Genomic DNA, 20,442 nt, shown 5'->3' with positions numbered 1-20,442 from the left:
AATAAGGAATAACGATTATGATGCAAGCCACTGATTTACGGTTGACCTTTAATCCAGGCACGCCTATCGAAAACCCTGCCCTACGTGGTATCAGCTTAAACATTGCTGACGGTGAATTTGTCACTGTCATTGGTACCAATGGCGCAGGTAAATCTACTTTTTTGAATGCAGTAAGCGGTACGACTCGCGTCGATAGTGGCTCAATCTTGCTAAATGGCATTGATGTGACCAAAAAGTCTGCCCATCAACGCGCGCATTGGGTTGCTCGTGTCTTTCAGGATCCGATGGCGGGCACTTGTGAAGCGCTAACGATTGAAGAAAATATGGCTTTGGCCTACAAACGCGGCGGTAATCGCGGTCTAAAATTTGCATTGAACCAGAACAACCGCGATTTGTTCCGAGAAAAACTATCCGTTTTAAAATTAGGTTTAGAAAATCGTCTAACCGATCGTATGGGCTTGCTCTCTGGTGGTCAACGTCAAGCGGTAAGTCTGCTAATGGCATCATTGCAGCCCTCTAAAATCTTGTTGCTTGATGAGCATACTGCAGCTCTCGATCCTAAGACTGCGGCGTTTGTCTTAGAATTGACTGATAAGATTGTCACGGACAATAAGCTGACTACGATGATGGTCACCCATTCAATGCAACAAGCCTTAGCACATGGCACACGCACCGTGATGCTGCATCAGGGTCAAGTCGTATTAGATGTGGCTGGTGATATTCGTAAAGGCATGACCGTACATGATCTACTCGATATGTTTGAGCAAACTCGTGGCGAAAAAGTTGAAGACGACAGTTTGATTTTAAGCTAATGCTGTCCATGACTTACGACTTATAAATTTGTACCTGTCGGATACAACCATTTCCGACAACTTAAAAGGCCTTCAAGAGAATTGATTTTTCTTGGAGGTTTTTTGTTATCTATAGTTAATGATCATATGAACTTTTCACTGACCATTATATAGTTGTCGTCTATCAAAGCTTCGCTGTTGTCACTTACTATATGAGGTCTGTCATGCGCAAAATTCCTATTTACTCCCACCCTGCTGCTGGTTGGCCTGCGCTGATCTCCTCTACCCAAAAACTAATGGACTATAAGACATTTTTGCGCGGCGGTATAAGTGTATTTAAAAGTAATCAGCCCCAAGGTGGATTTGACTGCCCAGGCTGTGCATGGCCTGACCATAAGTCACACAAAGCTATCGATGTCTGTGAAAACGGCATTAAAGTCATTGCCAGTGAGACCATGACCCACAAAGCAGATGCCGAGTTCTTTGCAAGACATACTGTCACTGAGCTACAGAGCTGGACTGGTTACGAGCTTGAGCACAGTGGTCGTTTATCAGAGCCCATGTATTATGATGCGGCACAAGATCGCTATGTTCCTATTCCTTGGGAAGCCGCTTATAGCTTAATCGCTGAGCAGTTAGGACAGTTAGATTCACCTGATGAGGCGCTATTTTATACGTCAGGACGTGTGACTAATGAGCCTGCCTTCTTATTTCAATTGTTCGTACGCTGCTTTGGTACCAATAATTTGCCTGATTGCTCAAATATGTGTCACGAGCCAACCTCAGTAATGCTAAGCAGACAGCTAGGTATTGGTAAAGCGACGGTGATGCTAGAAGATTTCGAGCAGGCCAAGCTGATATTGATGTTTGGGCAAAACCCAGCGACTAACCATCCACGTATGCTAGAGATGCTTGCCCATGCTCATGAGCAAGGCTGTCGAATCATCTCAATTAACCCAATGCGTGAGCAAGGCCTGAGTAAATTTAGGAATCCGCAAAAACCAACACACATGGCAGCTGGTCAAAGCGCTGACATGGTCGATGACGTTATTCAAATTCAAATCGGCGGTGATGCAGCGCTATTGACGGGCATTGCCAAGTGGTTAATTGAAAACGATAAAATCAATCATGATTTTATTACCATTCATACTTCAGGCTTTGAACCTCTAAAACAGTGGCTAACAGAGCAATCATGGTCAGATATCACACTTGGCTGCGGTATTTCTCAGACAGATATTATCAATCTCGCTGAACTCGTGGCCGATAGTCCAGCAACGATTTGCACTTGGGGCATGGGCATTACCCAGCATGTGCAGGGCGATGACAATGTCGCGATGATTACCAACCTATTATTATTAATGGGCATGATTGGCATCGATGGCGCCGGTGCATCTCCAGTACGTGGACACTCGAACGTACAGGGTGATCGCACCATGGGTATCCATGAACGCCCTAGCAAAAGCTTACTAGACAGTTTAGAGCATGTATTTGAGCACCCTATGCCGCAAGAGCATGGCTACGATGTCGTCACAGGTGCCAAAGCCCTTATCGCTGGCAAATTAAAAGTCTTTATGGGCATGGGTGGTAACTACGCAGTGGCTGCCCCTGATACCAGCGCCATTGAGCAAGCCTTAACCACTACTCAGCTTAATATATTTGTCGGTACTAAGCTCAATGAGACCATGCTATACCCCGGTGCAAATAATTTGATCCTGCCTTGCTTAGGCCGTACCGAGCGTATTGTCACAACAAAGGGTGAGCAATTTGCCACTATCGAAGACTCCATGTGTCAGATCGTACCCACTCAGGGCAAACTCAAACCTGTTAGCGACACTTTAAAATCTGAAGCGCAAATCGTAGCGGATATTGCGACCCATGTACTCGGCGCTGACTCGTCTATTCCTTGGCTTGTGATGAGTGAAAATTTCGATATTATTCGAGACTATATCGCTCAAGCTATTAATGGATTTGAAGACTTTAATCAACGTATTCGCACCTCTGAGCGTGGCTTTCATTTGTATCATGCGGCGCGTCATCGTGTATGGAATACCGAGAGCGGCAAAGCCCAGTTTGAAGTACCACAATATCCGATTACTTTTGTCGCTGCACAAATGGCAGCTGCAAACGATATCGATGATATTGCAGATACAGCACAAAAGGTTTGGCAATTGACCAGTGTCCGCAGCCATGACCAATTTAACACTATGATTTTTGGGTTTAAAGACCGTTATCGTCAAACGGATCGTCGTGACGTGCTGTTCATGCATCCCGATGAAATAAGTCGTTTAGGTTGGCAAAAAGGTGACCGTGTTATGGTTACTCGCCAGCGTGCTAAAGATAGCTTAGAACAACCACGCGTATTGGGCCCATTGGTATTGAGCGAGATGGATATTGCCTCTAACGCTGTTGCTGCTTATTACCCTGAGTGCAATGACCTCTTTGATTTAGATACACATGCGCCAGATTCTCATATCCCAGCGTACAAATCGACGACCGTCGTGTTAGAGCGCGTAGAGGCAAATACATCGATAGCTACGCCTGCGTAAATCATACTGCGGAGAGCTAATGAGAATAACATTTTCATTGGCTCTCGCTTCAAATGACCATAAGCACGCTCATAATTTTAGGCCATGATAAACCGTGATAACTATTGAAGATAACGCTCAGCAAAGTGAGGCTCTTATAGACCCCGCTATGATAGATAAATCAACTAGCACTAAGATAGTTACACCTGAGCTGTCTAACGATGAGAGGTTGTCAGAGACACCACTTGCTCGTAGCCACTTAGCACAAAAGCATCATTACCCGTCAGTTAGCAATAACCCTACTCATGACTCTTACCTTCAAATTGAATCTCAGACTACTAGCTTAGCCGTAGAAGCTGCGGTCTCTATCATTATTAATGGGATTCATTATGCTGTGTTGATGGCCAGTCCTCATCAGTTAGAGTATTTGGCTGTTGGGTTCTTATTTAGCGAAGGATTAATTCAATACAGTCACGAGTTACTCGACTGGGAAGTGACTCACCTTGCAGATATCGCTAGCTACCAGAAGTTTGCTCAAGATTCGAATGATGAAAGCCTTGACTCAGTATCAATTGAGCAAAGCTTAGAACAATTTCAAGATTACGATATATATGTCGTGGAGTTGGTATTGAGCCAACGCTGCCATCAACGTATCCAAGCACAAAAACGACAGCTCGCAGGGCGTACAGGCTGCGGCATGTGCGGTATTACTGGATTAACACAAGCTTTGCCTAATTTAAGTGCTTACTCTCAAGATCGTTTGCAATATGAACATAACCAACAGACAGGTATAGATGACATTCAAACGGCCGCACCAAGTCTTGACTACCTATTGGCACTGCGTCAACAAGTGGATGCCGCGCAGCATACACATCAGCTGACAGGTGCGGTACATGCCGCAGCAACGATACATAATCAGCAGCTGTATTTATTTGAGGATGTAGGCCGCCACAATGCACTCGATAAACTTATCGGTTGGCAATTACGCCAAAAAGCAGACATTAGCTGTGTGCTTATGACTTCGCGTCTCTCTATTGAACTGGTTCAAAAGTCCGTTCGAAGTCAGATCCCGTGGCTAGTTGGCATGTCAGCACCTACCAGTACAGCAGTGCGCGTGGCTGAGCGTTATGGCCTTGGATTGGCTGGATTTTTACGTGATAACCGAGTCACTTACTATACCAAACAAGATAATATATAAAAATTCACTTCTACTTGTTCGTTAAGAACAACCATCTATCGCTCATTATCTATTTTTTCTAATGAAAGTTTCAGTTACTTACTCATAGTTATCATTTAGCTCATAGCGATATATTACTCAATGCTACTCATAATAAAACCCTATCTTTCAATACCTTATTAAACATCTTATTAAATCTCTTTAAATAAATACTTATATGTTATCTTCAGTCATTGTCTGGTAAATATCGGATAATGTTTGAGGTTGGTGACATAATAGGTTACTCTTACCGCGCAAATATGTTACAGGCACTTAACAAATATGTAGTTTTATTTATTAATGCCGCTTAGTAATACATCAATCGCAATAGATAAGTAGAGACTTCCTACCTATTGCTTGTTACAGCTGACAAGGCTGTCTAAATCGAGTTCGGGTCATGCCATCATGGCTTAGTGCTTATTCGTAATTCCGCTATAGACACTCATCACATGAGTTTTCTTTAGCATGTAGCTACCTTTGTGTATGCCTATTAATAGCGTGATGGTTTACCCATTAACTGACGCCTATCGAAAGTAGTCCCTGTCTTTTTGATTTGACACTATTTGTCTCATTAAGATTTGGGCGTGACACTTAGCATTTGCTTACCACTACAGTTGGTATTTTCGCTATTTATATTAGCCACATACGTTCGGTATGAGGGCTGTGTAGGCTATGCTGTATTCCTAATAGTTTGGTATCTTTCATTTTTACTGAACTTTATTCATCAACTAACAATTGCGAGGTCTGAGTTTGAAAACTGAGTCATTGTTCCAATTTTCATCATTAACGATTATTTTATTATTATTAGCATTTTATGGCGGCACCTATTTACTGTCTTTATTAATTAAAAAAGATAAAGAGACAACTTCTGGGTTTATGGTCGCAGGTCACGGTGTTGGCTTTGGTATGGGTGCAGCCAGCATGACCGCCACTTGGATTTGGGCCGCCTCATTTTATGCTGCGGCTACTTCTGGTTATAAATATGGCGTCTCAGGGCCGATACATTATGGCTTTTGGGGTGCATTGATGATTTTATTCATCTACCCTTTTGGTATGCGCTTTCGTGAATTGGCACCAGACGGTCATACACTAGGTGAACTGATTCATGCCCGCCACGGTTCATCAAGCCAATTAATCTTAGCCATATCCAATATTATGGGCAGTTTAATTAGCTTGATGGTCAACTTTACCGCTGCTGGAGCCTTGGTGTCAGTTTTATCGCCATTATCGTTCCAAACAGGGGTAATGATCGCAGGTATCGGTGTACTGAGCTACACATTGACATCAGGGTTTCGAGCATCCGTTTTTACAGATTTTGCCCAACTAGTAGCTCTAATGGCCATTGGTATTATCATTATTCCCGCTGTGTTATTTGCCATGGGTGGCCCTGAAGTTATGGTCAGCGGACTATCAAACCTGACATTAGAGCAGCAGAACTTCTTCTCCTCTGAGGCATTCTTTCAACAAGGTGCACCCTATTTTGTCGCTGTATTAGCATATGCTATCGGTAATCAAACCATCACTCAGCGATTATTTGCGATTGATAAAACTAAGATTAAAGCGACGTTTATCACGGCTACAGTCGGCTATGCTGGTATCGTTATTGGTCTTGGGATGATTGGACTAATGGCGGTGACGATTGGCGTCGAGCCACTCGATGGCAATATGAATAACCTTATCCCTCAGATGGTCAGTACTTATCTGCATCCCGTCTTTATCGCCTTATTCTTTATTTTAGTTATTGGGTCATTGTCCTCGACCGCTGACTCAGATTTATCAGCGCTATCAACTATTATGATGGCAGATGTCTACGGTAAAAACATCGCCAAAAAAGGCCATGTAAAACCTAAAACGATGATGCTAATTGGTCGTGGCACGATGATTGTTGCGACGGCAGCTGGACTAATCTTTGCAAGCTTTAAGCTCGATATTCTCGTCATGCTAGTATTCGTTGGTGCACTATGGGGTGCTATTGTCTTTCCTGTTATTGCCAGTGTATTTTGGAATCGCGTCACCAATACCGCCTTTACCTCAGCAGTGATCGTCGGACTACTATTATTTTGCGTTGCCCGTTTCGAATTACTTCCAATCACTGGTGTCATTGCCCTATTCTTTGAAATACTGGCCAGTGTCGGTGCAGCGGTTGTTATTGGGCTAATGGTCTTTGGATTCTTAGGTCGTAAGATTGGCATGGTCGCCGCAGCCATCACGCTAGTGCTGATGCTTATCTTCGCTACTGGCTTCTTACGTCAATATATGGTCCTGCTAGCCTCTCTAACCGCTTACGGCGCTAGTACCGTTGTCTGTGTGATTATCAGCTTGATGGGGGATGAACACTTCGACTTCGACTTCGACTTAATTAAGCAGCGCGTGGGCAATTACGACAAAAAATCGGAAATCCCATCGTCACTTAAATCTTAAACCAAAGTCGCTTTATCCGAATAGTGATTAGTAAGCAGTATTTGGCTAATCGCTACTTATTTAGTAATACTATAAGGAGATATCATGGACAACGTTTTTATCTACGGCTTATATATCTTAATTTGGCCTGCCATTACTCTTGGCGTACTCGTATTAATTTGCACGGCCACTTATCGCGATGTGAAAAGTGCTAAACGTGACAATAGAGATATTGTTTAGCGTATTATATTTTAAATTATCATCATTAAACACTGGGTTACTGATGGCTTGGAAAAGCCTATTAATAGCATAAATGTCCTGAAATTAGGGCTAAATATAGACAAGATAGTAAATAAGCTGTTTTTAACGAAAAAAGGACTTGTAATTTACTATATTTTTGCTAATATAGGCGACCTTGATTGGCTGGATGGCAGAGTGGTCATGCAGCGGACTGCAACTCCGTTAACGCCGGTTCGATTCCGACTCCAGCCTCCAATTATTTATTAACTTTACGTTAATTTTGGCTTGCATTATTATCACAACCGATTATAATAGCGACCACTTATCTAGTAACTAGATGGTCTATCAGCTAGTTTACGTTTTAGATAAAACAAGTTTTGCCCGGGTGGTGAAATTGGTAGACACAAGGGATTTAAAATCCCTCGCTAGCAATAGCGTGCCGGTTCAAGTCCGGCTCCGGGTACCATTATATAGTCCTATACTATCTTATAGAACAACAAAGCCCCTGACATCAGGGGCTTTGTTGTATCTGGCGTTCTATACTGTCCTGATCTATCTATCTCAATCTGTGCATCTGATGTACATTAATCTCTCAATGCTCGTTTGAAATAATAATCATGATAAGCGATATAGATGATGAGCACCTCAAACGCTCTATTCACCTATACCAGTATTCTTAGAGAAATCTAACCAGATTACAAACTTGGTTTTGCAGGTAGCATTATCAATTTTTGTTTTTGACAGCTAAATTAACTATCCAACAATATATTGCTATAGTCATCACGCAGGTCTTTTTTGACCATTTTCCCAGCACCATTTAGGACGATATTATCTACAAATATGACTTTGTCGGGCATTTGCCAGCTGGCAATTTTACCTTCGTAAAAGCCCAGTACTTGCGACTCATCGATTTCTGAATCTGGTTCTTTCACCACAATCAATACTGGACGTTCGCTCCATTTTTTATGCTTTGCAGCAATAGCGGCCGCCATTCTTATCTGCGGATGGGCGATTGCGATGTTCTCTAGCTCTACTGATGATATCCACTCCCCACCAGATTTAATCAAATCTTTTGAGCGATCCCGAATATTCATATAGCCATCAGCATCAATGGTTGCAATATCCCCTGTGTCGAACCAACCGTCTTCAGTTATCGCATCAGGATTTTCTGTGTAATAATCATTGATAATCCAATGCCCTTTGATCTGTAAACGACCTTGAGACATACCATCTTCTTCGACTCGCTGTAGCGGCTCATCAGTATCTATGAGACGTAGCTGAACGCCGTAGGGCGGACGACCTTGAGAATTACGCAACTCATTAATCTCATCTTTACTCAGCGATTTATGCTTGGCTTTTATTTGATTCATCGCTCCAAGTGGACTGGTTTCTGTCATGCCCCAACCATGCACTGCATCACAATTGAAATCTTCTCTGAACGTTTTGATTACCGATGGTGGACATGCGGCTCCTCCGACGATGGTACGCGTCATGCTATCAAGCTTACTGCCTCTGGCTTTGGCAGCGGTCAATAGACTTTGCCAAATCGTTGGAACCCCTAGAGCAACTGTGACATGACAATCATCAATGAGAGATACTAGGCTGTCACCATCGAGATTTGGACCAGGAAGTATGAGAGAGCAACCAGTCAAGGCAGCCGCGTAAGGCGTGCCCCACGCATTGACATGGAACATCGGTACGACGGGTAGCAAAACGTCTTGTGCAGAGAGCGCGGAGACATCAGGCATGCATAACGCCATAGCATGCAGCACAGAAGAGCGATGTGTATATAAAATCCCTTTAGGGTTACCGGTAGTTCCGGATGTATAGCATAAAGAGCTGGCGGTCGCTTCATCGAATTGGGGCCAGTCAAAATCAGTAGAATTTTCTGCTAATAGCTCATCAAAGAACAGTACATTAGGCAGTTTTTCTACGATACTATCATCTCGATCACTTAGACAAATGAAGTGTTCAACACCTTTGATATGCTCTTTGATTGCCATAATTAGCGGTAGGAAAGTAGTATCAAAAAACAGTACTCGATCATCAGCGTCATTGATAATGTAGCTAAGCTGCTCGGGGAACAAACGTGGATTGATAGTATGGCAAACCATGCCACTACCTGAAATCGCATACCAAGCTTCTAAATGACGACGATTATTCCAAGCCAAAGTTGCTATGCGTTCTGATGATTTAAGTCCCAGTGTAGCCAATGCATTGGCCAATCGTTTTGAGTTATCTGAGACAGTGCGCCAATTGGTATGAGTCATCTGTCCATCGACTTCTTTGGACAAAACCGCCGTATCACCATGATAACGGGCAGCGTGTTCGATTAGACCACTGATCAGCAATGGCTGATACATCATTTTTCCTAACATAATACATTCCCTGTAGTTATTTGAAAGTCCGCTTATTCTTGCTACTGCATCGCCTGATGCGAAGAATAGGCCTCAACTAAGAATAATCAGAATTATTCTTTAAGACAAGTTAATATTATGTTCTCCATAGGCAACGAAAAATTGTGATTCAATTTCAAAGGCTTGATGATTACTCTATATAAATAGTTTTTACTTTCTCATTAAAAGTTCATTGGTATCATTGTTTCTTTAATTAACCATAAAATTTAGACAAAAAAAATCCGACCACCTAAGTGATCGGATTTTTAATATTTGGTGGAGATGGCGGAAACTAAACTATAGTTATAAATACCTGATAATAAACATTATTAATAATTTAAAAATAGACGATACCAACCATAATACCAACAATCATTTTTTATTTTGCTGTTATTCAATGCCAACCCTATCAACTAAATATTATTTTGTAATTATTTGCAATATTAAAGTTATGCTGAACGTGCTAGCAACTTAGGAATATTATTTCTTACTTGGAAATTTCTTGCATGGGGTTGAATCGCGCTAAACACTACCGATAACTGTCATAGTTGCATTGAGTCTTTAATAGCTCGATGTTATAGCGATATGTCTTGCCCTTATATTCATAGCTCATTGCCATGCTGTGGGCTTCATTGCTTTGTAGCTGTTACGGCAGGCTTTAATGCTTAGATGTATATAGTCGCTCAATGTGCGCATGGTCGTTATCTCTAAATGTTATCTAAATCATTAGGTGATTTTACTTTGTCCTATCTTAGCTTAATTATTTCGTGCTCTTTTTATGGACATCAAAAACTATCTCAAACTTTCCAAGGTTAGAATAACTTGTGTATCAATTTATACTCACTTTCACGACAATCTTGCTTTTTCTATTCCTTTTCACAAGTTATTAATATCAACAGTGCAGCTATTAATTGATGGCTTACCCTTTGTTGTCTTGCGTGCATACCATACGATAAATATCTTTCCTCTGCCCAAATCAACCACAAAAGGCTGACCACCATCAGTACTATAAATCGGGCTTACTCTTTTTCTAATTGACCATGTTTTGCCATTGTCTGTACTTCTAAAGATGGTTATACCTGTCGTATCGTTGCCATAAACTATATCGCCTGATCCGCCTGCGTAACCTGATTTGCCTGTTCGATCACCTGTGATTAGAATAATCGAGCCATCATCTAGTTTAGTCAAATTTGGTTGACGGCCATTGATGAGCTTAGGGTCTAAAGCTGTAGGAATTGACCACGTATTACCATTATTGGTAGAAATTGAGCTATAAAGATTATTATGCTTACCCTTATCTTCACGAATATAAGCAATCCAGTTGTTTGAATGTGTGTTGACAATGTCAGCCTCACTAAACTGCCTACCTGCTGTCGCAGGAGCTATGACACTCTTAAATCTCCATGTAATACCACCATCTAATGACTCAAGCAACGCGGTTTGCCAAGTTTTAGCGTTATAACCAGTACGATAGAGCCTAGTCCCTGCATTCTTAGGTGTTGACCAAATAGAATACCCATCAGCTTTACTCGTAGTTGTTGCTTTAACTAAACCTGCATTTTTTCTCAAGTTCCAAACTTTCAAATCAACCGATTTCCCCTCGCTTAGTAAATCAGCTATTAGGCTAAAATCATAAGTTTGGTCGTCATTGATAAAAAAGTCTTTGAGTCTAAATGTGTCACCGCCGTCATCTGATCTAAACATAACCTGTTTATCTGATTTTGCGTGCGCAGTACCAGTGCTAAAAATACCGACAATACTGTTGCCTATTTTGGTTGCGTAAGGAAATGCATCGTAATTCTCGTTGTAGATAATTTTACTGCGATAGCTATTTGAGCCTAAGTGTGACGCATCATTAAAACTTACGCACAAATCTTGATTTTTTTCATCTGCTAAAACTGTCATTGATGAAAACCCAAGAAATAGTGCTATTAGCAACTTACTTAGCAAGATAACACCTCATTGTTTAAGCGATAGAACATTTTATCATCTACTGTTGAAAGCATATTGTTTATAATTAATATCGCTTACTTATTTCATGCTATTTTTATGGACTCAAGAAAGTCCGTTATCTTCCTATTGCATTTTAATGCGTTTCGGTATTCCTATACTGTCACTGGGTAGATTGGCTGATAATGTATCAACTAAGCTCTGGCAGCGTGTCTAGTAGTCTATTAAGTAAGGGTTGTCATTATTGCGCTGCTCATCGCACCATACTCTTTGACTGTGCAAATCTTCAGGGCATGCAATCAAGGCACTGGCTAAAAACCCTTGTCCATTCATTATAGGGTCAGCTAGTGCTAGCTCTAGGATAAAGCACTGCCCCTGTATTAATAGCGTCATACGCACGTTGTAGGCATCTATATGCGTATTGCATAGGCAGACTTTAGCGAGCACAAACGAAACACCTCATCATCACCATTAAGGGTCGTCAATGATGATAAGACATTACTTGCAGTATCACCATTAAAAAATTGGGCTGCTTTGTCTGTCATTTATGAAGCATTACTGATACTACCGTCAATAAACTTATCGAGTATCGGCTCAATAGTTACTTCTTTAAAACGTTCTTGGGGCTTTGGGTTGGATTCTAAAAAGTCGGCTAGCTCTTTATCTTTTAGACTTGCCTTGTCATTTTCCCACGATGATAGCTTAATAAGATAATCAGCATATAGCTGCTTTTGTACTTACGTACTTTGAAGCTAGTTAATTCCATAGCTTGTGACTTGCCGCTACCGCTTCCGCCCTCTGCCACTAATATTAGGATGGTTAGCATGAGTCTGTGTTGTATCAATAAATCCTTGCCCCATGTATGCCAGTGCCCCTAAAACGCATTGGTTTGTAATAGCTGTCGGAGCTTGCGTATAGTGTGCTACTGCCTTAACAACATACTGTAGTAAGCCTGTGAACGCATCGATAGGGTATGGCCGTGGGCTTGTTCCAGTTAATGGTTCAGATCCGTGCCATATCTCAGTTTGTAGATCGAGTATGGTTGTATCATGAAGGGCTACTATATCTCTATAATTACCAATAGTGAGGGTTTGCTGTTTACCTTGCCAGCGGTATGCGCTGATCCATGACTTAACGCCCGTGTAACGCACCCATAATTGCAGCCCGTTACCGTCACTATGCTTGTCAGGTCGCTTTGTATCAATCGAGGTGCTACTAGGCTGTAGCTTATTGATGACGGTATGAGTTAAGGGCATTGGGCTATCCTTTGTTGGTATTGAGAGTGTGTATAAACTCTAATACCAACAATAATACCAACATTCTATATGGTTCGCCATACCCCTATGAGGTAGTGAAAACCCAAAAAACGCCCAAAATAAAGGGCTAACAGTCTATGACGGTCAGCCCTTTATCAGTGTTTGGTGGAGATGGCGGGAGTTGAACCCGCGTCCGCCAGCATTACGCTCATGAATCTACATGTTTAGTTTCTGTCTTTAGTTTTAATCCGCACCGATCCGACAGTCAGGATGGATTGGACGATTCTCTACTTTTGAACCCAAGCAATTGAGACAATCACTTGTGGCGAGCCTACATGCGGACGCTTCAACTTAGTTAACCAACTGTAGGTGATCAGCAACTAAGTAAGCAGGGTTTAAGCTGCTAGAGCGTAAGTTTCGTCGTTTGCGACTATAACAATATATGTTTGATTAACGAGAGGACATACACTCTCGACATGCATCATTGAGTTTCATCACCAGCGTCGAAGCCAGAACATCCCCAATAAGACTGGCTATTATATAGGAGATATCGGTTAGGTTTCAACCTATAAGTAGCCTGCATTACATTACGTTACAGCTTAATAATTTACGCCAAAACAGTGTTTAACCATTTGCCGATATTTTGAATTTGCGGCATACAAACCTGATGTGCCATCGGATACGTATTGTACGACACATTATAATCCTTCGCCGACAATAACTGCTGTGCTTGCTCACCTAGGATGACCGGTACCACTGGATCATGAGAACCATGTTCAATCAAAATCGGCATGTTTTTGTTGGCAGCATTATACTCAATATTGTCATTGGTTGCTAAGTAGGTAGAGAGCGTCATCAAACCAGCCAAACGTTTTGGATAGCCAAGTGCCACATGATATGCAACTGCCCCGCCCTGCGAAAATCCTGCGATAACGATATGCTCTGGTAACACGCCGCGCTCTATCTCACGACTGATCAAATCTTGTATCTGCTGAGCAGACTCTTCAATTTGAGCCACATCTACTTTACGCTCCAGGCTCATCTCTATGATGTCGTACCATGCTGGCATCACCATGCCGCCATTTACCGTGACTGGGCGTTTAGGTGCATGTGGGAAGATAAAACGTACTGCCATATCATCAGCCAAGCCAAGCTGCGGTACAACTGGCTCAAAATCATGACCGCTAGCACCTAAGCCATGTAGCCAAATCACTGCGCGATCTATCTTTTTTTGAGAGGGATTATGCTCAACGACGACTGCGTCTAAATAGTTACTCATAGTTATCCTTAATAATGTAGTGAGATATGCCTTAAGCATTTCTATATTTTTTGCCAAAATAATGTGTGTGTCATTATATGGTCAATATCATCTGTTAGTTTGAGAGTATGGTCAATAGTGAGGTACTAAACGAACAATAGCAAAAATAAGAACAGTATAAGAAGACACGTATGGTTTTACGACCGATAAGCTCAATACTATCAAGCTTAAAACTATAAAGCTCAAATACTGTCAGCTGTCTATTCTTTAGTACATGTGCCTACAATTGTATCCGCATTAATGCTAAGTTCTTACAAGGCCAATTTCCTACAAGGCTAGGCTCTTACAACAATGTCACGACCTTTAGTGGTTTTTAGCAAACAGCAAGTAGCAACCAATAGTCAAACGTTAATCTTTCAATTCCTATCCATACGTCCGATGGGATTTTTTATAATTTTGCAGGAACATTTTACATGACAATTTCTAATAAATCAGCGCTTGAGCTGAGTAAGCAGACGCCGGCTAAGGTTAATAAGATTAATATCGCCTTACCTTTAACGCTGATCAGCTCATTATTGATAGTAGGCTGCACTACCGATAGCCGCTCAACGCTAATATCAAAAGCCCCTTTATCGACAGCGCAATCACAGCCACAATTGTCCTCACCTGTCGCATATACCTATGGAGTGCGTCCATTTTACCTGATCAATGATATGGACGAGGGACCACTAAAAGAAGAGCTACAGGCGTGCAAAGGGCAACTGCCAAGTAAGACTGACTTCTCTATTGCACATCGAGGTGCGCCATTACAGCTGCCTGAACATACTTATGATAGCTACGTGGCGTCAGCACAAATGGGTGCTGGAATCTTGGAATGTGATGTCGCTTTTACCAATGACGGTGAGCTTGTCTGTCGTCATGCCCAAAACGATTTGCACACCACTACCAATATTCTAACCACGCCGCTGGCCAAGCAGTGCACTGTGCCGCCCATATTGGACGCTACAGGCAAACTTACTAATGCCGATAGTATCGAATGTCGCACCTCAGATATTAGCGGTACTGAGTTTAAAACACTGACGGGTAAAATGGATGCTGCCAATAAAAAAGCAACCAGTATTAGTGAATATATGAATGCGACTGCGCCTTGGCGAACGGACTTATACTCGCAAAACGGCAAAGTGTTAACTCTAAAAGAGCATATCGCGTTGGCTCGCAAGCTGGGTATGAAGCACACGCCTGAGCTAAAAGCACCCGCCGTGACCATGCCGTTTAACGGCTATCGTTTGAACGATTATCGCCAACAGCTGATAGATACTTATAAGGCAGCAAATGTACCTGCAAGCGATGTATTTGCCCAGTCATTCAATATAGAAGATCTTGATTACTGGATCAAAAACGAGCCAGCTTATGGGGCTAATGCCGTTTATCTGATTGATGACAGCAATGAGACCGCTAAGAGTAAAACATTTGATAAAAATGACGCAAGCACATGGAAGCACTCATTGGCTGATATCAAAGCACGCGGCATTAACACCATTGCTCCAGCACTTTGGTTGTTAGTCACTACTGATGGTAAGGGAAATATGCAACCATCAGAATACGCAAAACAAGCCAAAGCCAATGGTCTAAAAATCATTACTTGGTCGATAGAGCGTTCAGGGCCATTAACCGATGGTGGCGATTGGTACTATAGCGGTCTTAGCGATGCTATCAACAATGACGGTGATATGATGAATTATATTGACGTACTAGCGCAAGATGTCGGTGTCCAAGGCATTTTTTCAGATTGGCCCGCTACGGTGAGCTACTATGCCAACTGCAAAGGTCTTAAATAGGTTTTCGCTTAGTCTATTAATAGATAATCACGCTTAGTTTTTATTACCAAGGCCAGCTTACCCATTGAGCTGGCCTTTTTTACATGCATCAAAATAATCACATCGCATACTATCTACTGAGCACCCTACTTTTCCATTAACTTTTCACACCATTTAACTCGTGGCAGCAAGAGCAACCTGCTGTTTTGTGCTACGATAATTTACTAAGCTTATAATACGATGTAGAGACTATGACCCATATTTTACTGGTAGAAGATGATCCTGCGATCGCGATGTCACTCAAGGTCACCTGCAAGCGCGAAGGTTGGCAGATAACTTGGTTGGATAATGCCAGTAGTGTGTTACCCATGCTGCATAGTCATGAAGCACAAGATCTATCGGCGATCATTATGGATGTCGGTCTGCCAGACGGTGACGGCTTGAGCCTATGTCAACAAATACGTCATACACCTGATATCGACGCCTTAAAAGACTTACCTATCGTGTTTTTGACCGCGCGTAGCGATGAGGTCGATCGTATTCTAGGATTGGAGATGGGCGGTGATGATTATTGCGCCAAACCCTTTAGTCCACGTGAATTGGTCGCGCGTTTAAAAGCCATTTGGCGACGTGAACAGCTGATTCAGCAGTCAGGCTCTCATACCACACACTCAAATGAAAGTACTGATAATACTTCCTCGAATAACCTTTCAGGACAAGCATTAACGTTTGAGAACCAATCTGGCGTTTGGCATTATCAACCGCTCAACTATTCATTAACGTGGCAAGAGCAAAAGCTTGAGCTTAGTAATACAGAACGCAAAATTTTGCTAACGTTATTGCAAGCACCGCATCAAGTCTTTAGCCGTGAGCAGTTACTTAGCGCAGTAAGCGACTATCCTGATCACCGCTTGGCACGCACTATAGACAGTCATATCAAATCAATTCGTAAACAGCTTGCTATGGTAGATGTGAATATCGACGTCATCCATACGCATCGCGGACTGGGTTACGCATTATGTCCAGCTTAACAGTGGCTGCTAGTTTATGAATAATAAAACCAATCCTACTGAGAATGATATTCATAATGACCAAAGCAATTGGTATGCCAAACTGCATCCTATTGGTACTGCTCAGCAAGCTCCTAAACACAAACGACTGCTCAATTTAAGTATATTTTTTAGAATTTGGCTAGCCGTTGCTTTAGTGCTCGTCATATGCGGCGTGGTCGTGTTTACTCAGTTGTTTGGCTACGTCAAGCCAACTGCGCAGCAGGTCATCGAAGACACGCTTCTAGACACCAGTAAATTACTCGCGGCCAGTCTACAGGTGCCGTTATCTACAGGGCAGCTCTATGCTGAAGAGTATCAAGCGCAACTTGATGCTGCATTTGTCGGCATGCCAGCGATGGACGAAACGCTAAGTCCTGTCGATCAAACCAAAAGCTACAGTAGCTTTCGGGTATATGTGACAGACAGTAGCGGCATAGTCATTTACGACTCCCTGCCCAAACCTGATAATAATGAAGGGCAAAACTATGGACGCTGGAACGATGTCTATCTCACCTTAAAGGGACAATACGGCGCAAGAAGCACGCTGCGAGATTATCAGCGGCGCGATGGTTCGGTCATGTATGTGGCTCAGCCCATCAAAAATCCGTCTGGAGATATCATCGGTGTGGTCAGTGTTGGTAAGCCTGTCGCTAGCGTATTGCCTTATTTAGATGACACACGTAACCGCATGCTCATCACCGCCCTACTTATCAGTATCGCTGCCCTTATACTGGCAGGTCTAGTAGCATGGTGGCTTAAGCAAAGTATTACCTTGGTGACTCAATATACCAGTGCATTGGCAGAAGACACTAAAAAGCCCTATTTCTATCTAGGTCATGAATTAAATAGCCTGACAGATACCATCGAGACTATGAAGCATCGACTCGAAAACCGTGCTTATGTGACTGATTATGTCCATACTTTGACCCATGAGCTAAAAAGCCCTTTGACTGCCATACGCGCCAGTAGCGAGCTGTTAGAGGACGATGGGTTAGATGGCAATAAACTAGATAATGAAGATCGGCAGATGCTTATTGAGACGGTTGGTGAACAAAGCGTAAAGATGCAACAGCTCATCGACCGACTTCTGTTGCTTGCTAAAGTAGAACAGCCTACCTTTAAGCTCAACCGACAACTGACTCCCCTATTACCACTTTTGCAAAGTCTGATCAGAGATAATGCCGCCAAGCAGCAACAGCAGAATCTATACCCTATCGATATACATATTGATAATAAGAATGTAACCAATACTGCAAACTTGCCAGCAGAAATATTGGCATCGACCAGCGTGTATGCTGACCAGTTTTGGTTAATACAGGTACTGCAAAATGTGCTTGATAATGCGATACACTTTGCAAATCGTACCATTGATATTTCATTGCATAGCACTACTCGAACCGTCACTATCGATATATTCAATGATGGTAAGCTGCTACCCGAATATGCTGTCGCAAAAGCTTTTGAGCGTTACTTTAGCTTGTCTCATCAAAGCCAACCCTCAGCTCAAATAATGAATCAGGCAACGGACCAAACGACGAATCAAACAAACATCAATGACCTAAATACAGAGTCGGCAGATCCAACGACTGAGCCGAGGCAAACTGACCATAATAGTAATACGCTTAAAAAAGGTACTGGCCTTGGACTTACCTTAGTGAAGCAAGTAATTGAACATCATGGTGGTCAGGTAGCCATCAATAATGTCCGTACCAATGGTGATAAAGCTGACACTAATAAAGCTAGAACTGATAACACTGATACTAGTAAAAACCAGCGTTCTGGTGTGATGGTTAGTATCACCCTGCCATTAGCCTGAAAATAATAACTTATAGTCGATTCAATTTAAGAGTAGTACAAGGCAACCGAGTGCAGATGTATATGTGATACTTCAAGCGAGGTTAACGCTGTAATACTTTTATAGTGGAATGATTATATATGGATTCATCAACTTTCCATCATGACTACACAGGATTTCTACTTCATTGTTTTACGATAGCACTAAGATCTGTTGAACCGTCAAATTCGTAAAGTAAATTAGGAGTAGAAAATCTATGTCACATCAATTAACGGATAACCCTATCGTCAAGAGCCTAATCGGCTTTAGCCGTCATCACTGTGCACAAACCTTATCAAGCCAAGGCGTCGATAGTATTGAGTTTGGTCATTGGCTAGCGATTCCTAGTCAGCGGTTGTTATTGGTATTTCGATACCAGCAGTGCGTCGCTATTGATGAATATCAACTGGCAGCCTGATATCTTGCTCGCTCAATACATTAATTGTATTTAGGTAACACCTCTATTTTATTTGGACATAAAAAAGCCCTTTATCATTTCTAGTATTAAACTACTGGAAACAACAAAGGGCTGATTACTCTACGACAAAAATACTAAGTAATCGATTGTACTGGCGGCTTCACGTCGGCGTTTTGACCACGGTGACGTAGATAATGATCAAGCACTACAATCGCTAGCATCGCTTCAGCAATAGGCGTAGCACGCACACCAACGCAAGGATCATGACGACCCTTAGTCAGCATATCGACGGCTTCACCTTGAGTGTTGATGCTCTTACCAGCAGTGGTAATACTAGATGTTGGTTTTAGAGCAATACTCACACGGATATCTTGCCCTGATGAGATACCGCCCAAGACACCACCAGCATGATTGGCTGCAAATCCATCTGGGGTCAGCTCATCACGAGCGCTATGTCCGAATTGACCTGCCACCGCCATCCCATCGCCAATCTCGACACCTTTCACCGCATTGATACTCATCATCGCATGAGCGATATCTGCATCTAAACGATCAAATACTGGCTCGCCTAAGCCTACTGGCACACCGCTCGCAATGATATCAAGGCGCGCACCGCAACTGGTGCCTTCACGGCGCAAGTTATCAATCAAGGTTTCAAAACGGCCAATCGCTTCTTTGTCTGCACAGAAGAACGGATTGCTATTTACAAACTCCCAGTCAATTTGGCTTGGGTCTAAGACATTACTGTGCTCATTGCCAATCTGAGTCACGTGACCACGAATTTGCACGCCTAGACGTTCTTGCAAGTATTTCTTGGCGATAGCACCAGCTGCTACACGCATAGCCGTCTCACGCGCTGACGAACGACCGCCACCACGATAGTCACGGAAGCCATATTTCATACTATAAGTATAGTCAGCGTGTCCAGGACGGAAAGTGTCTTTGATATCGCTATAGTCTTTGGATTTTTGATTGGTATTACGAATCAATAAACCGATAGACGTACCTGTGGTTTTGCCTTCAAATACGCCAGAAATAATCTCAACTTCATCAGACTCACGGCGCTGGGTTGAATACTTAGACGTACCTGGTTTGCGACGATCCAAATCTACTTGTAGGTCGTCTGCAGATAATGTTAAACCTGGTGGTACGCCATCAACGATGGCCATAAGGCCTGCGCCATGTGACTCACCGCAGGTGGTGACCGTAAAAACCTGCCCAATACTATTGCCTGCCATAACTGTCCTTAAACAAGTAAACGCTACTGATGACTATGTAACCAATCACTC

Annotated in this window: 15 protein-coding genes, 2 tRNA genes and 1 other RNA gene; 11 read left to right on the top strand and 7 right to left on the bottom strand. The window is 42.5% G+C overall.

From position 1 onward, the window contains the following. Positions 1 to 17 precede the first annotated feature (17 nt). The 7 genes from ACIGBM_RS04715 (at position 18) to ACIGBM_RS04685 (ending at position 7,638) form a co-directional block, all read left to right on the top strand. Positions 18 to 812: an ABC transporter ATP-binding protein gene (locus ACIGBM_RS04715; RefSeq protein WP_057759272.1), complete on the top strand. Its 795-nt coding sequence runs from the start codon at positions 18 to 20 to the stop codon at positions 810 to 812. A 203-nt stretch (positions 813 to 1,015) separates the two neighbouring features. Beyond that, complete coding sequence (locus tag ACIGBM_RS04710) at positions 1,016 to 3,337, top strand: FdhF/YdeP family oxidoreductase (RefSeq protein ID WP_397476925.1); 2,322 nt, start codon at positions 1,016 to 1,018, stop codon at positions 3,335 to 3,337. Between the two features lie 148 nt (positions 3,338 to 3,485). Then, positions 3,486 to 4,514, top strand: coding sequence for a formate dehydrogenase accessory sulfurtransferase FdhD (locus ACIGBM_RS04705; protein ID WP_397476924.1), 1,029 nt, complete (start codon positions 3,486 to 3,488; stop codon positions 4,512 to 4,514). A gap of 783 nt (positions 4,515 to 5,297) precedes the next feature. Beyond that, complete coding sequence (locus tag ACIGBM_RS04700) at positions 5,298 to 6,953, top strand: sodium:solute symporter family protein (RefSeq protein ID WP_397477114.1); 1,656 nt, start codon at positions 5,298 to 5,300, stop codon at positions 6,951 to 6,953. A gap of 84 nt (positions 6,954 to 7,037) precedes the next feature. Beyond that, a complete protein-coding gene (locus ACIGBM_RS04695) occupies positions 7,038 to 7,172 on the top strand; it encodes a putative transporter small subunit (RefSeq protein ID WP_211181310.1) in 135 nt (44 codons plus the stop codon). Positions 7,173 to 7,353: 181 nt separating this feature from the next. Then, positions 7,354 to 7,427 (top strand) — tRNA-Cys (locus tag ACIGBM_RS04690). Between the two features lie 124 nt (positions 7,428 to 7,551). After that, positions 7,552 to 7,638, top strand: a tRNA-Leu gene (locus ACIGBM_RS04685). A 283-nt stretch (positions 7,639 to 7,921) separates the two neighbouring features. Here the strand turns inward: ACIGBM_RS04685 and ACIGBM_RS04680 are convergent. The 6 genes from ACIGBM_RS04680 to ACIGBM_RS04655 form a co-directional block, all read right to left on the bottom strand. Beyond that, the gene (locus ACIGBM_RS04680) at positions 7,922 to 9,550 is read right to left on the bottom strand and encodes a long-chain-fatty-acid--CoA ligase (protein WP_397476923.1); all 1,629 of its coding nucleotides are present in this window, start codon (positions 9,548 to 9,550) and stop codon (positions 7,922 to 7,924) included. Positions 9,551 to 10,444: 894 nt separating this feature from the next. Further along, positions 10,445 to 11,473: a sialidase family protein gene (locus ACIGBM_RS04675; RefSeq protein WP_296207978.1), complete on the bottom strand. Its 1,029-nt coding sequence runs from the start codon at positions 11,471 to 11,473 to the stop codon at positions 10,445 to 10,447. Between the two features lie 258 nt (positions 11,474 to 11,731). Then, positions 11,732 to 11,911, bottom strand: a complete 180-nt coding sequence (locus ACIGBM_RS04670; protein WP_296207979.1) for a hypothetical protein — start codon at positions 11,909 to 11,911, stop codon at positions 11,732 to 11,734. Between the two features lie 389 nt (positions 11,912 to 12,300). Continuing rightward, positions 12,301 to 12,774, bottom strand: a complete 474-nt coding sequence (locus ACIGBM_RS04665; protein ID WP_397476922.1) for an Arm DNA-binding domain-containing protein — start codon at positions 12,772 to 12,774, stop codon at positions 12,301 to 12,303. Positions 12,775 to 12,937: 163 nt separating this feature from the next. Continuing rightward, positions 12,938 to 13,296, bottom strand: a transfer-messenger RNA (tmRNA) gene (gene ssrA, locus ACIGBM_RS04660). A gap of 85 nt (positions 13,297 to 13,381) precedes the next feature. Continuing rightward, entirely contained in the window at positions 13,382 to 14,053 is a 672-nt protein-coding gene (locus ACIGBM_RS04655; protein ID WP_397476921.1) for an alpha/beta hydrolase, read from the bottom strand. 452 nt (positions 14,054 to 14,505) lie between these two features. Between ACIGBM_RS04655 and ACIGBM_RS04650 the strand changes: the two genes are divergently transcribed. The 4 genes from ACIGBM_RS04650 (at position 14,506) to ACIGBM_RS04635 (ending at position 19,153) form a co-directional block, all read left to right on the top strand. Beyond that, on the top strand, positions 14,506 to 15,870 hold the full coding sequence (locus ACIGBM_RS04650; RefSeq protein ID WP_397476920.1) for a glycerophosphodiester phosphodiesterase family protein: 1,365 nt from the start codon (positions 14,506 to 14,508) through the stop codon (positions 15,868 to 15,870). 230 nt (positions 15,871 to 16,100) lie between these two features. Continuing rightward, entirely contained in the window at positions 16,101 to 16,880 is a 780-nt protein-coding gene (locus ACIGBM_RS04645) for a response regulator (RefSeq protein WP_397476919.1), read from the top strand. Positions 16,881 to 16,896: 16 nt separating this feature from the next. Then, positions 16,897 to 18,717 (top strand): two-component system sensor histidine kinase CreC, encoded by a 1,821-nt coding sequence (gene creC, locus ACIGBM_RS04640; RefSeq protein ID WP_397476918.1) that lies wholly within the window; start codon positions 16,897 to 16,899, stop codon positions 18,715 to 18,717. Positions 18,718 to 18,952: 235 nt separating this feature from the next. Continuing rightward, the gene (locus tag ACIGBM_RS04635; RefSeq protein WP_298808020.1) at positions 18,953 to 19,153 is read left to right on the top strand and encodes a hypothetical protein; all 201 of its coding nucleotides are present in this window, start codon (positions 18,953 to 18,955) and stop codon (positions 19,151 to 19,153) included. Between the two features lie 134 nt (positions 19,154 to 19,287). On the opposite strand, the gene aroC is transcribed toward ACIGBM_RS04635, so the two are convergent. Continuing rightward, positions 19,288 to 20,391 carry a chorismate synthase gene (gene aroC / locus ACIGBM_RS04630; protein WP_394124253.1) on the bottom strand — a complete coding sequence of 368 codons (1,104 nt, stop codon included), beginning with the start codon at positions 20,389 to 20,391 and terminating at the stop codon, positions 19,288 to 19,290. Positions 20,392 to 20,442 lie beyond the last annotated feature (51 nt).

Origin of the sequence: Psychrobacter sp. NPDC077938, from assembly GCF_044542635.1 — a bacterium.
GTDB lineage: Bacteria > Pseudomonadota > Gammaproteobacteria > Pseudomonadales > Moraxellaceae > Psychrobacter.
This window is presented reverse-complemented; position numbering and strand designations above follow the sequence as displayed.

Coding starts and splice junctions, on each gene's coding strand:
- ACIGBM_RS04680 (WP_397476923.1), bottom strand. CDS start 9,550: ATGTTAGGAAAAATGATGTATCAGCCATTGCTGATCAGTGGTCTAATC.
- creC (WP_397476918.1), top strand. CDS start 16,897: ATGAATAATAAAACCAATCCTACTGAGAATGATATTCATAATGACCAA.
- ACIGBM_RS04695 (WP_211181310.1), top strand. CDS start 7,038: ATGGACAACGTTTTTATCTACGGCTTATATATCTTAATTTGGCCTGCC.
- ACIGBM_RS04655 (WP_397476921.1), bottom strand. CDS start 14,053: ATGAGTAACTATTTAGACGCAGTCGTCGTTGAGCATAATCCCTCTCAA.
- ACIGBM_RS04645 (WP_397476919.1), top strand. CDS start 16,101: ATGACCCATATTTTACTGGTAGAAGATGATCCTGCGATCGCGATGTCA.
- ACIGBM_RS04670 (WP_296207979.1), bottom strand. CDS start 11,911: ATGACGCTATTAATACAGGGGCAGTGCTTTATCCTAGAGCTAGCACTA.
- aroC (WP_394124253.1), bottom strand. CDS start 20,391: ATGGCAGGCAATAGTATTGGGCAGGTTTTTACGGTCACCACCTGCGGT.
- ACIGBM_RS04715 (WP_057759272.1), top strand. CDS start 18: ATGATGCAAGCCACTGATTTACGGTTGACCTTTAATCCAGGCACGCCT.
- ACIGBM_RS04705 (WP_397476924.1), top strand. CDS start 3,486: ATGATAGATAAATCAACTAGCACTAAGATAGTTACACCTGAGCTGTCT.
- ACIGBM_RS04710 (WP_397476925.1), top strand. CDS start 1,016: ATGCGCAAAATTCCTATTTACTCCCACCCTGCTGCTGGTTGGCCTGCG.
- ACIGBM_RS04650 (WP_397476920.1), top strand. CDS start 14,506: ATGACAATTTCTAATAAATCAGCGCTTGAGCTGAGTAAGCAGACGCCG.
- ACIGBM_RS04675 (WP_296207978.1), bottom strand. CDS start 11,473: ATGACAGTTTTAGCAGATGAAAAAAATCAAGATTTGTGCGTAAGTTTT.
- ACIGBM_RS04635 (WP_298808020.1), top strand. CDS start 18,953: ATGTCACATCAATTAACGGATAACCCTATCGTCAAGAGCCTAATCGGC.
- ACIGBM_RS04665 (WP_397476922.1), bottom strand. CDS start 12,774: ATGCCCTTAACTCATACCGTCATCAATAAGCTACAGCCTAGTAGCACC.